Here is a 12,144-nt window from a genome sequence, read left to right as displayed (position 1 = left end):
AGAGGAGTACCGAACATGGCACTACTCCATGTGGAAAACCTGCGCGTGGACATCCCCATGGGCAACAGCCCGACGCCGGATGACATGCTGCATGCCGTGCGCGGTCTGGATTTTGAAGTCGAGCGCGGTGAAATGCTGTGCATCGTCGGCGAATCCGGCTGCGGTAAATCCCTGACCTCGCTGGCGCTGATGGACCTGTTGCCACGCAAGGCTAAACGCACCGCGTCCCGGCTGACTCTGGACGGTATCGACATGTTGGGCCAGAGCGAGCGGCGCATGTGCGACCTGCGCGGCAATCGTCTGGCGATGATCTTCCAGGAACCGATGACCTCGCTGAACCCGGCCTACAGCATTGGCGATCAGCTCAGCGAAGTGCTGACTCAGCATCGCAAGGTGTCACGCAAGGATGCCCTGGCTCGCGCCGCGCAGATGCTGGAGAAAGTCGGTATCAGCAATGCTACCGAGCGCTTGCGTCAGTATCCGCATCAACTTTCTGGCGGTTTGCGCCAGCGTGTGATCATCGCCATGGCGTTGATGTGCGAACCGGACCTGATCATCGCTGATGAGCCAACCACGGCACTGGACGTGACCATTCAAGCGCAGATCCTGCGCTTGATCCGCGACATTCAGAAAGAACTCGGCCTGGCGGTGATCTTCATCACCCACGACCTTGGGCTGGTGGCACGGATCGCCGATCGGGTCGCAGTGATGTATGCCGGGGAAATCGTCGAAACCGCCCCTGCCCTGCAACTGTTCGAGAACCCGCAGCATCCGTACACCCGTGGTCTGCTGGCCAGTATTCCAATCCCTGGCCGGACCAAACCGGGTGAGGCGCTGGGTTCGATTCCAGGCCTGGTGCCAAGTCTGGTAGGCGAACAGCAAGGTTGTGCGTTCCGCAATCGTTGCGGTCAGGCGATACCGGCCTGCGCGCAAAACATCCCCGAAGTAGAACAGGACGGACACATGGCACGCTGCCTGTTCGCCGCACCGGACCCAGCGCCGATTCGCCTTCAGGAGAGTGCATGGTCATGAAAAAAGACATCACTTTGGAGCTGTGTGACATCCGTCGCGAGTTTCGGATCAACAAGGGCTTTTTCAAACCCGCCGCCACCCTGAAGGCCGTAGATGGCGTTTCCCTGCGCCTGATGCGTGGCGAGACCCTCGGTCTGGTAGGCGAGTCCGGCTGCGGAAAAAGTACCCTGGCAAAGATGCTGCTCGGTCTGTTGCCGCCTACCAGCGGCGATGTGCTGGTCAATGGCAGACATCTGGCGGCGACTGATCGTAAGGAAATGTCCCGGCACATTCAGCCGATATTCCAGGACCCGTATTCCTCGCTGAACCCACGCAAGACGCTGCGCGAAATCGTTACCCTGCCGCTGATCGTCCATGACATCGGCAGCACCGCCGAGCGGCGCAAGAAGACCGAAGAGATGCTCGATGTGGTCGGCCTGCCCAAACGGGTCATCGACAGCTACCCGAGCCAACTGTCCGGCGGCCAGCGGCAACGGGTGGCCATTGCCCGGGCGTTGATCATGCGCCCTGACGTGTTGATCTGCGACGAACCCACTTCGGCGCTGGACGTTTCGGTACAGGCGCAGATTCTCAACCTGCTGCAAGACCTCAAGCGCGAATTCGGCCTGACCTATCTACTGATCAGCCATAACCTGGCGGTCATCGAACACCTCGCCGACCGGGTCGCGGTGATGTATCTGGGGCGCATCGTCGAAGAACGCACTCGCGAATCGTTGTTCGCTAAACCCGGCCACCCTTATACCCGCGCCTTGCTGGACTCGGTGCTCACGCCCGATCCGCGCCTGGGCATTCCCGAAATCGGCCTGCACGGCACCTTCCCCAATCCGATGTCACCGCCGTCCGGTTGCGCCTTCCATCCGCGCTGCCCGAGCTGCTTCGCCCCCTGCAAAACGGCCTACCCGGCCAATGGTCCGCTTATCGGCGGCAACGTGCGTTGCCACCTTCACGACATTCCTGCCCAAACACTGGAGCTTGTCCACTCATGAGTCGTTCACTGGCCATCAGCAACACCACAGAGCAATTTGACAACGGCGCATTTTTCAGTCTGCTCGAGCGTAGCGTCGCCTTGCACACCGAAAGCCAGGCAACGGACAGCCAGCCCGAGTTGCATCGCTACCTCAATGACTTCATCACCCCGCATGTCGAGGCGATGGGCTTCAGCGTCAAGATCTATGACAACCCGGTGGCAGAGCGCGGCCCCTTCATGATCGCCACACGCATTGAACATCCAGAACTGCCGACCGTGCTCAGCTACGGCCACGGTGATGTGGTGCGGGGCTATGAAGCGCAATGGCGTGAAGGCCTGTCGCCGTGGCAAGTCACTGTCGAAGGCGATCGCTGGTACGGCCGCGGCACGGCGGATAACAAAGGCCAGCACCTGATCAACCTGACCGCGCTGGAGCAAACGCTCAAGGCTCGCGACGGCAAGCTGGGTTTCAACGTCAAACTGCTGTTGGAAATGGGCGAAGAAGAAGGCTCGCCGGGCTTGAATGCATTCTGTGCCGCGCACCGTAAAGAGCTCGCGGCGGATATTTTCATCGCCTCGGACGGCCCGCGCCTGGCGGCATCACGACCGACGATTTTTCTTGGCTCACGTGGGGTGTTCAACTTCGAACTGGTGGTCAATTTGCGCGAAGGCGCTCATCACTCTGGCAACTGGGGCGGGTTGCTGGCTAACCCTGGCATCATTCTGGCCAATGCCATCGCAAGCATGGTCGATGAACACGGTCGGGTGAAAGTTGCGGGTCTGATGCCCGAGACACTGCCGGAGCCGGTTCGGCAGGCACTGACCGATATTGACGTCGGTGGCGGGCCGGGCGATCCGGAAATCGACGCCAACTGGGGTAATCCGGAGCTTTCGCTGAGCGAAAAGGTGTTCGGCTGGAACACCCTCGACGTCATCGCCTTCAAGACCGGCAACCCGGACGCCCCCGTGCATGCGATCCCCGGTAAGGCCAACGCCCACTGCCATATCCGCTTCGTGGTGAACAGCGACTACACGACCTTTATCCCGGCTGTGCGCACCCACCTGGATGCTCATGGTTTCAGCAATGTCGAGGTCAAGCAAAGCCGCATCGATGTGATGCATGCCACTCGGCTAGATCCGCAAAGCCCATGGGTCAATTGGGCGCTCAGCTCCTTGGCACAGACCACCGGCAAAAAACCTGCGCTTCTGCCAAACCTCGGTGGCTCGCTGCCCAACGACGTGTTCGCGGACGTGCTCGGCCTGCCAACATTGTGGGTGCCGCACTCGTACCCGGCATGCTCACAACATGCGCCGAACGAGCACTTGCTAGCACCGGTGGTCAAGGAAAGCCTGCAAATCATGGCCGGGCTATTCTGGGACCTGGGCAACGACGCGGCACGCCTGACTCAGGAACATCAGTTACGGGAGCAGGCGCAATGAACGCGACGCCACAACAGGCGCTGGACTGGCTTGCTGACCAGCGCCAAGCCATGGAAGCGCTGCTACAGCGTATCGTCGACACCGACTCCAACAGCTATGACAAGGCGGGCGTCGACGCTGTGGGCACGCTGCTCGAGGCTGAACTGGAAGCTGACGGCATCCTGCTCAAGCGCATGCCCGTCGATGGTTTTGGCGACGTGATACTCGCCGAAGTGCCAGGCGCATCTGGAAAGCCGGTGCTGTTGCTGGGCCATCGCGACACAGTGTTCCCCAAAGGCACCACCACGACTCGCGGCTACAGCCGCGACGCCAACCTCGCCTATGGCCCCGGCGTCGCCGACATGAAAGGCGGCCTGGTGCTCAATTGCTTCGCCCTCATGGCACTCAAGCGCGCCGGTCAGTTGCCCTATCCGGTGCAGGTTCTGTACACCGGTGACGAAGAAATCGGCTCCGGTAGCGCCAGAACCCATATCGAAAACGCAGCCCGTGCCGCCCGCGCCGTGCTCAATACCGAACCCGGCCGGGCCAGCGGTAACGTGGTCAGCGCACGCAAAGGCGGTGCCACGCTGATCATCGAAGTCAGCGGCCGCGCGGCGCATGCCGGGGTCAACCATGCCGACGGAGCCAGCGCCATCGAAGCCCTGGCACGCAAGATCGTCAAGCTCCATGCCTTGACCGATTACCAGGCAGGCATCACCACTAACGTTGGCCTGATATCCGGTGGCACGTCCAGCAACACCGTCGCGCCTAGCGCCTCCGCCCGGCTGGACGTGCGCTTCATCGAACTCAAGCACTGGGATCAGATCTTTACCGCAATCCAGGCCATCGTTGCAGAAGAGGAACTGATCGGCACCAGCGCCATCCTCAAGGAAGCGACGACCTTTCTACCGATGGAAGCCCATCACAGCGAACGGCTGCTGCACATCTACCAACAAAAAGCGCTGGCGCTGGGTTTCAGCGTCGAAGGTGAATTCACCGGCGGTTGCGCCGACTCCGGATTCACCGCCAGCCTGGGCATTCCAACCCTGTGTGGCCTCGGGCCGGTTGGTGGCAAGGTCCACACCGATCGTGAATATCTGGAACTGGACACGCTTGTGCCTCGCGCGCTGGCCTTGGTGGCGACCATTCTGGCTGTCGGCGAGAGCAGTTGAGGTAATGAGTATCTAAGAATCGCCGGGGATAGGGTGTTCACGCAGTCACGCCCCGGCGTTGAAGGTTGACGTCATCACCTGATGGCATACCACCGACGAGATGACATTCGAGCATCCGACTGTGAGAGAGCATGGTCATGACAATTCCAAGGGTCCAACGCTACTGTCCGGAATTGGTGGACTACTCCTTCAACGCCCTAGATAGCGACAAGCGCTCAAGCCTGGAGGCGTAACGTATCGCCAGCATAAGAATCCATCGGGACCTTGCGCACCATGTTCCTGCGTATGCAACGCGTCCTGGATGCGTGCAACAGCCTACTGACCCAACGGGAGACACCGCGCCGAATACCGTGTGGCCAATGCACTGACGGCACTGTTTTTCGCCCGAGGCCAGAACACGGCGTTCGTCACGGTATCCTTCAAGAATGCCTGCACACCCTCGACTTGCCGGGGAAAGTTCCGTCGCCACCGCCATGCCGATGAGTTTACCCACGTCCACACCACACCGGGGCGCGACCAAAGCGCAACGGTAACGTCATCCCAATTGGCGGTGACATGAAGATGATCCGCCACATTCTGATTTGCAGTCGCGGGAAAACACCCACCAATTTATCCGTACCTTCCAGATGATGAGCATCGCAACAGGGGGTGATTTACAGCGCCTTGTAGATCAACGCGATGACAAACGAAAAATCTATAAACGGCTCGACCAGACCGTCACTTTCAGACTACAAGACAAGCCTGCGGTAATCCGTCAGCACACTGCCCAGATAGGCATTGAAACGCCCGGCGGCGGCGCCATCGATAACGCGATGATCCCAACTCAGGCTCAATGGCAGAATCTTCCGCGTGACCACTTGCCCATCTTCCATCGCCAGTCTTTCCCTGCTTTTACCCACCCCCAATATGGCGACCTCGGGCGCATTGATGATCGGCGTGAAATAGGTCCCGCCAATCCCGCCCAACGATGAGATGGAAAAGCAGCCGCCACTCATATCGCTAACGCTCAACTTACCTGCACGAGCCTTCTCAGCAAGCGCTGACATTTCCCGCGCAATCGCCAGCACGCCTTTCTGGTCTACATCCTTGATCACAGGAACGACCAACCCCTGCGGCGTATCGGCGGCAAACCCGATATGGAAGTAACGCTTAAACACCAGTTCGTCGCCATTGAGGCTGGCATTGAACTCCGGAAACTTTTTCAGCGCCGCCGCACAGGCTTTCATCAACAAGGCCAGCAACGTGATCTTTATTCCGCCTTGTGCTTTTTCCTGGTTCATCTGCACACGGAACTGTTCCAGCAATGTGATATCCGCATCGTCATGATTGGTAACGTGAGGAATCATCACCCAATTGCGGTGCAAGTTAGCGCCGCTGATTGTCTTGATCCGGGACAGCGCCTTGCTTTCCACCGGCCCATATTTGGCGAAATCAACCACCGGCCAAGGTAATAAACCACCCAACGGCTGAGCATTGGCCGCCGGCGCCTGGCCGGTCAGAGCCCCTTTTACATGGGCAAGGACATCATCCTTAGTGATGCGATGACGCGCTCCCGTGCCCTGAATGGCCTTGAGTGAAACACCCAGTTCCCGAGAGAACTTACGCACCGAGGGCGATGCCAGCGGCAAGTCCGTTAGTGAACCATTGGTTTCAGTTGGCGATGGTGTCGCAACGACCCGCTCGGGTTCGGCGCAGGTTGCAACAGCTTCGGCTACAGGTGCGATATCCGGTTGTGGAAGCACTGACAATGGCCGATCAATCTCGATAAAGGCAATCGACGATCCTTCGCTGACCTTGTCATCCAGCTTGACCGCCAATGATTGCAACACGCCCGCTTGCGGCGAAGGAATCTCCATGGACGCCTTGTCGGTCTCGACGATGATCAGGGGCTGCCCTTCGACTACCGCATTGCCCGCCTTGACCAGGATTTCAATGACACCGACATCCTTGGCATCGCCGATGTCGGGCATTCGAACTTCATGCACATTCTTCATAACCGTTTCCTGAAAATTCGATTCTGTCTGAAGCCGGTTTCAAGCGTCCCAAGGGACTACTGCGTCAACGTCAATGGCGTAGCGCTCAATCGCCTCGGCACAGACACTGGCGTCCAGATGCCCCTCATGCACCAGTGCAGTCAGTGCGCTCAAGACGACCTGATGGCGGTCCACTTCGAAGAACCTGCGCAGCTGGTTGCGTGTATCACTGCGACCAAAGCCGTCGGTGCCGAGCACGGTGTAATGGGCATCGAGATAACTGGCGATCAGCTGAGGCAAGGCGCGCACGTAATCGGTGCAGGCAATGATCGGCGCCGTGTCGTTGAGCGACTCCTGAACATGGCTGCGCCGCTCGGTTTGTCCGGGATGCAGGCGGTTCCAGCGTTCCACTTCCCGTGCATCTCGGGCCAGCTCGGTGAAGCTGGTGACGCTCCAGACTTCGCTGTCGATGTTCCAGTCGCGGGTCAACAACTCGGCCGCCGCGATCACCTCAAGCAGGATCGTGCCGGAGCCCAACAGCTGAACGCTGCCGCGCGCGTCTTCGACTTCATGCCGAGCGAACAAGTACATGCCTTTGATAATCGCCTGCTCGACACCTTCGGGAAGATTCGGCTGCGGGTAGTTCTCGTTCATCAACGTGACGTAGTAAAACTCGTCGACCTGACGCTCAAGCATCTGGCGCATGCCGTGGTCCAGAATCACCGCAAACTCACTGGCGAACGCCGGGTCGTAGGCACGGCAATTGGGCACCATCGACGCCATCAAATGGCTGTTGCCGTCCTGGTGTTGCAAACCTTCGCCGCCCAGGGTTGTGCGCCCCGCGGTGGCGCCGAGCAGGAACCCGCGAGCGCGCTGATCCGCCGCTGCCCAGATCAGGTCGCCGATGCGCTGGAAGCCGAACATCGAGTAATAGATGTAGAACGGCAACATCGGCAGGCCATGCACCGAGTAGCTGGTCGCGGCAGCCACCCAGGAACTGATGGCGCCGGCCTCGCTGATGCCCTCTTCGAGAATCTGCCCGTCCAGGGCTTCTCGATAACTCAGGATCGAACCAATGTCCTCCGGCTCATAACGCTGCCCCACACTGGAGTAGATGCCGATCTGCTTGAACAGGCTGGCCATGCCAAAGGTACGCGCTTCATCCGCCACGATCGGTACGATTCGCGGCCCCAGTTGCTTGTCCCGCAGCAAACCGCTGAGCATCCGCACGAAGGCCATGGTGGTGGACATTTCCTTGCCTTCGGCGGTGATGGCAAACCCGGCGTAGCTGTTGACGTCAGGCACAACCAACGACGCCGAAGTGGTGGGCCGCGACGGCATGTACCCGCCCAACGCCCGGCGACGTTCGTGCAGGTAACGCATTTCCGCGCTGTCGGTGGCAGGTTTGAAGAAGCTCAGCGAGGTCGCCTGTTCATCGGTCAGCGGCAAATTGAAGCGGTTGCGGAAGGCGATCAAGGCGTCCTTGTCGAGTTTCTTCTGCTGGTGCACGGTCATCTTGCCCTGCCCGGCGTCGCCCATGCCGAAGCCTTTCTTGGTTTGCGCCAGAATCACCGTAGGCTTCTTGCCCTCGCGCATTGCGCTTTGATACGCGGCAAAGATTTTCACCAAGTCATGACCACCACGTTTGAGGCGATCGATCTGTTCATCCGTCAAGCCTTGAGCCAAATGCGCCAGGGCTTCGTCCTGGCCGAAGAAATGCTCGCGGTTGAAACGCCCATCCTTGGCCGCGAACGTCTGGAACTGGCCATCGACCGTTGCCGACAATGCCCGGACCAGCGCGCCGTCTTTATCCCGGGCAAACAATCCGTCCCAGTCGGAGCCCCAGACCAGTTTGATGACGTTCCAGCCGGCCCCGCCGAACAGCGCCTCCAGCTCATCGATGATGCGACCGTTGCCACGCACCGGACCGTCCAGGCGCTGAAGGTTGCAGTTGACCACCCACACCAGATTATCCAGCCCTTCACGCGCCGCCAGGGTCAGCGCCGACATGCTTTCCGGCTCATCCATTTCACCGTCGCCAAACACCCCCCAGACGGTCCGCCCCGAGGTATTTTGCAGGCCGCGGTGCTCCAGGTAACGCATGAAACGCGCCTGGTAGATCGAGCTGATCGGACCGATGCCCATCGAGCCCGTCGGGAACTGCCAGAAGTCCGGCATCAACCACGGGTGCGGGTAACTCGACAATCCCCGGGCGCCATTGGCGCGCGCGCCGATCTCTTGCCGATAATGTTGCAGATCCTGCTCCTCGAGGCGCCCTTCCAGAAAGGCCCGCGCATAAACGCCCGGTGCCGAGTGCGGCTGGTAAAACACCAGATCACCGCCGCGAGTGTCGGTGCGCGCCTTGAAAAAATGGTTGAAGCCCACTTCAAACAAATCGGCGGCGCTGGCGTAACTGGCGATGTGGCCACCCAGTTCCCCATAGGCCTGGTTGGCTCTGGCAACCATGACCAGCGCGTTCCAGCGCATGATCGAAGCCAGTCGCTCTTCCAGCGCCAGGTCGCCCGGAAACACCGGCTGCTGCTCGACGCTGATCGTATTGATATAGGGCGTGCCGTGGCTGGGCCGCCAACCGATCTCGGAAGTGCTGGCCACGGCCACCAGCATGTCGAGGATCTGTTTTGCCCGGACCGTGCCGCCGTGGGCGATGACGGACAGCAACGCCTCCCGCCACTCGGCCATTTCCTGTACATCTACAGCTGTCTGGCCCCGCAATTGGGTCTGGGTATCGGACGGGCTCATGAGCAACTCCTGCAGGTGTCGGATAACACTTCAAGGTGGTGCGAACGGTTCACTCGGGCGAGGCTTTTCACCTGTTCTACTGCCGCAATGACCGAACGTTCGGCCGCCCCGTCTGAAGCAATCGGGTAGATGCAGGGCTGACCAATGGAAAGGTCGTGCAATAAACGCTCATCCAGTTCACCGAGCACGACAAAACAGTAGTCACCCTTGGCCACTCGCACTTCAGCGAGCTGGCCAGGCATCGTGTTCACAGCATCGACATGGATCAGTGCCACATTGTCAAAACAGCTGAAACCCTGATGGATCAAGTCAATATGATCGCTATCAAGCCCGCACGCGATGACCACGATACGTGTGCAATTTGAAGGCTCGCGCATCCACTTCAGGGCGTTGGTACGACAGTCGGCAGCTTGGCTCATAGGCGTTGCCTTTGTTGTTTGGGGTGGTTGATTCAACAGGCGAATTGGCGAGGACACTGGCTAAATGACGCCGCGCGCCTGCAGCACGCTTTTCGCCAGACGGCGGGTCGCCGAAAGCACTTGTTCTACCTGTTGATCCATCGCTGCGGTGGATGAGGCTATCGCTCCCAGTTCGACGACGCGCAACGGGTGACCGCGCACGGACCCCAGCCAGGTCAAGCCGGGAACCGTGCCGACTTCGACATCCAGTAAAAAACTGCCGTGGGAGACGGAGCGCAACAGGTGGCTGGCATAACACGCGTCGCCCCCAGCAGATTGCTCCGGGCTAGACCCGACCCGCAACCAGTCAACCATCAACTCCTCGGATTGCTTGACGGCTAGATAAGCCACCTGGTCCCAGTCATCTATCGCCACGTGCAGCTTGTCGATCATGTATTTGGGCAACGCGGCGCTGGTCACGATGACCACTCCGGCATCCGCCGAAGGTTCCTTGATCCAGACTGCGGATTGCGATATCGCATGCATGGCGGTACTCCCGGCGGTTTGGTAGGAGCAGCTTGCTCCGGGCGGTGATCCGACGATGTGGCCGTGACATTCAACATTGATGCCGACTAACCCACCGCTTCGTGAGCAAGCTCGCGCCTACAGGTTATTGGCGTTAATCAGCCGTTGCGGAACAGGAAACTGTAGGCGTTCAGCGCAGGTGCCCCGCCCAGGTGTGCGTAAAGCACTTTCGAGCCTTCGCGGAACTCGCCACGGCGGACCATTTCGATCATCCCGTGCATGGATTTGCCTTCATACACTGGGTCGGTCAACACACCTTCAAGGCTGCCGCACAGACGAATGGCTTCCAGCGTACCTTCGTTGGGCAAACCATATTCCGGGTAGGCGAAGCGTGTATCGAGCACCACGTCGTCTTCGGTGATCTCACGACCCAGTTCCACCAGCTCAGCGGTGTGCCGGGCGATACGCAGTATCTGTGCCTTGGTTTTCTCGGGCTTGGCCGAGGCATCAATGCCGATAACGTTCTTCGAACGGCCGTCCGCGGCGAAACCGACGACCATGCCGGCCTGGGTACTGCCGGTGACGGAGCAGACCACGATGTAATCGAACTTGAACCCCAGTTGTTTTTCCTGCTCCCGCACTTCCTCGGCAAAGCCGACGAACCCGAGCCCGCCGTAGGGATGTTCGGAACAACCCGCCGGTATCGGGAACGGCTTGCCACCCCGTTCCACCACGTCGTTCATGGCCTTCTCCCAGCTGGGCCGAATACCGATGTCGAACCCTGCAGCGTCCAGTCGTACGTCCGCACCCATGATGCGGGACATCTCGATATTGCCGACCCGGTCATACACGGCGTCGGAGTAGTTCACCCAATTTTCCTGCACCAGCACACACTTCATGCCGAGGTGGGCAGCAACGGCGGCGACCTGCCGGGTCTGGTTCGACTGGATCCCGCCGATGGAGACCAGGGTGTCGCAGCCCTGTTCGAGTGCCTCGGGAATCAGGTATTCGAGCTTGCGCGTCTTGTTGCCGCCAAAGGCCAGGCCACTGTTGCAGTCTTCACGTTTGGCATACAACTCGACCTTGCCGCCCAGGTGTTCGCTGAGGCGTTTCAAGGGCGTGATGGGAGAAGGACCGAAGGTCAGCGGATAACGTTTAAAACGATTCAGGTTCATGACTCTGCTCCTTGTTTATTGGATATCCAAGCGCCAGACCGAAAGGCAAAAAGGCTGCGTTCCAGGTTTTTTCAGAGGGGCTTCGATGAGTTCAATATTAAGAACAAAGCTGAAAATATGTGTTGCAAGTTTCAATTCATTAAAGAAACATAAGTCATCAATTAATACCTAAAACATATTTTTATTGTGTAGAAACCAATATGAGCGCAACAAATAATCCCAAGAAGCCCGGCACTTCAGGTGCGGAGCCGCACCCGCTGGACCGGACCGACCGCGCCATTCTCAAGACCCTGCAGCGAGACGCCTCTATCTCCAATGTGGCGCTCGCCGAGAAGGTGAAACTGAGCGCGCCGGCCTGCCTGCGACGAGTCGAACGCCTCAAGCAGGCGGGCCTGATCAAGGGCATTGTCGCGTTGCTGGACAATCAAGCGCTCGATGCAGGGATGGTGGTGTTGATCGGCGTGGTGCTGGACCGCTCGACGCCGGAATCCTTCGCAGCCTTCGAAGCCGCGGCGCAAAAGGTGTCCGGCTGCATGGAATGCCATGTGGTGACGGGGGAGTTCGACTACTTCATGTTGATACGAACCAAGGACAGCAACAGTTTCAACCGGCTCCACGCGGAGCAATTGCTTTACCTGCCCGGGGTTCGCCAGATACGCTCGTTCATGGGGTTGCGCCAGGTCTTGTCGACAACCCACATCCCTCTTTGAGGCTCAAATTAGC

Annotated in this window: 10 protein-coding genes; 5 read left to right on the top strand and 5 right to left on the bottom strand. The window is 59.3% G+C overall.

Annotated features, from left to right (window positions below; translation table 11 throughout):
- Positions 1-15: 15 nt before the first annotated feature.
- From KGA85_RS06285 to KGA85_RS06270, 4 genes are read left to right on the top strand one after another with little or no spacing between them, the layout of a single operon-like run.
- Entirely contained in the window at positions 16-1,032 is a 1,017-nt protein-coding gene (locus tag KGA85_RS06285) for an ABC transporter ATP-binding protein (protein WP_223510734.1), read from the top strand.
- Positions 1,029-2,018 carry an ABC transporter ATP-binding protein gene (locus tag KGA85_RS06280; RefSeq protein ID WP_223542996.1) on the top strand — a complete coding sequence of 330 codons (990 nt, stop codon included), beginning with the start codon at positions 1,029-1,031 and terminating at the stop codon, positions 2,016-2,018. Before KGA85_RS06285 ends, KGA85_RS06280 begins: the two co-directional genes overlap by 4 nt.
- Positions 2,015-3,439: a M20 family metallopeptidase gene (locus KGA85_RS06275; protein WP_223510732.1), complete on the top strand. Its 1,425-nt coding sequence runs from the start codon at positions 2,015-2,017 to the stop codon at positions 3,437-3,439. Before KGA85_RS06280 ends, KGA85_RS06275 begins: the two co-directional genes overlap by 4 nt.
- Complete coding sequence (locus KGA85_RS06270) at positions 3,436-4,590, top strand: M20 family metallopeptidase (RefSeq protein WP_223510731.1); 1,155 nt, start codon at positions 3,436-3,438, stop codon at positions 4,588-4,590. Before KGA85_RS06275 ends, KGA85_RS06270 begins: the two co-directional genes overlap by 4 nt.
- Before the next feature lie 728 nt (positions 4,591-5,318).
- Here KGA85_RS06270 and KGA85_RS06265 read toward each other — a convergent pair.
- From KGA85_RS06265 to KGA85_RS06245, 5 genes are all read right to left on the bottom strand, one after another.
- Positions 5,319-6,584 carry a dihydrolipoyllysine-residue acetyltransferase gene (locus tag KGA85_RS06265; RefSeq protein WP_223510730.1) on the bottom strand — a complete coding sequence of 422 codons (1,266 nt, stop codon included), beginning with the start codon at positions 6,582-6,584 and terminating at the stop codon, positions 5,319-5,321.
- A gap of 39 nt (positions 6,585-6,623) precedes the next feature.
- Positions 6,624-9,323 (bottom strand): alpha-ketoglutarate dehydrogenase, encoded by a 2,700-nt coding sequence (gene mdeB, locus KGA85_RS06260; RefSeq protein ID WP_223542995.1) that lies wholly within the window; start codon positions 9,321-9,323, stop codon positions 6,624-6,626.
- A complete protein-coding gene (locus tag KGA85_RS06255; RefSeq protein ID WP_217857986.1) occupies positions 9,320-9,742 on the bottom strand; it encodes a hypothetical protein in 423 nt (140 codons plus the stop codon). The genes mdeB and KGA85_RS06255 overlap by 4 nt, the downstream gene beginning before the upstream one ends.
- A 60-nt stretch (positions 9,743-9,802) precedes the next feature.
- Positions 9,803-10,267 (bottom strand): transketolase, encoded by a 465-nt coding sequence (locus tag KGA85_RS06250; RefSeq protein ID WP_223510728.1) that lies wholly within the window; start codon positions 10,265-10,267, stop codon positions 9,803-9,805.
- Positions 10,268-10,404: 137 nt separating this feature from the next.
- Complete coding sequence (locus KGA85_RS06245; RefSeq protein ID WP_223542994.1) at positions 10,405-11,421, bottom strand: 1-aminocyclopropane-1-carboxylate deaminase; 1,017 nt, start codon at positions 11,419-11,421, stop codon at positions 10,405-10,407.
- A gap of 200 nt (positions 11,422-11,621) precedes the next feature.
- On the opposite strand from KGA85_RS06245, the gene KGA85_RS06240 reads away from it, so the two are divergent.
- A complete protein-coding gene (locus tag KGA85_RS06240; RefSeq protein WP_223510727.1) occupies positions 11,622-12,131 on the top strand; it encodes an Lrp/AsnC family transcriptional regulator in 510 nt (169 codons plus the stop codon).
- Positions 12,132-12,144 lie beyond the last annotated feature (13 nt).

The organism is Pseudomonas sp. GL-B-12 (assembly GCF_019955895.1).
Taxonomy (GTDB): Bacteria; Pseudomonadota; Gammaproteobacteria; order Pseudomonadales; family Pseudomonadaceae; genus Aquipseudomonas.
This window is presented reverse-complemented; position numbering and strand designations above follow the sequence as displayed.

Bases quoted from the DNA above. Each gene is read 5' to 3' on its own strand.
- KGA85_RS06285 (WP_223510734.1), top strand. From the start codon at position 16: ATGGCACTACTCCATGTGGAAAACCTGCGCGTGGACATCCCCATGGGC.
- mdeB (WP_223542995.1), bottom strand. From the start codon at position 9,323: ATGAGCCCGTCCGATACCCAGACCCAATTGCGGGGCCAGACAGCTGTA.
- KGA85_RS06250 (WP_223510728.1), bottom strand. From the start codon at position 10,267: ATGCATGCGATATCGCAATCCGCAGTCTGGATCAAGGAACCTTCGGCG.
- KGA85_RS06265 (WP_223510730.1), bottom strand. From the start codon at position 6,584: ATGAAGAATGTGCATGAAGTTCGAATGCCCGACATCGGCGATGCCAAG.
- KGA85_RS06280 (WP_223542996.1), top strand. From the start codon at position 1,029: ATGAAAAAAGACATCACTTTGGAGCTGTGTGACATCCGTCGCGAGTTT.
- KGA85_RS06245 (WP_223542994.1), bottom strand. From the start codon at position 11,421: ATGAACCTGAATCGTTTTAAACGTTATCCGCTGACCTTCGGTCCTTCT.
- KGA85_RS06275 (WP_223510732.1), top strand. From the start codon at position 2,015: ATGAGTCGTTCACTGGCCATCAGCAACACCACAGAGCAATTTGACAAC.
- KGA85_RS06240 (WP_223510727.1), top strand. From the start codon at position 11,622: ATGAGCGCAACAAATAATCCCAAGAAGCCCGGCACTTCAGGTGCGGAG.
- KGA85_RS06270 (WP_223510731.1), top strand. From the start codon at position 3,436: ATGAACGCGACGCCACAACAGGCGCTGGACTGGCTTGCTGACCAGCGC.
- KGA85_RS06255 (WP_217857986.1), bottom strand. From the start codon at position 9,742: ATGAGCCAAGCTGCCGACTGTCGTACCAACGCCCTGAAGTGGATGCGC.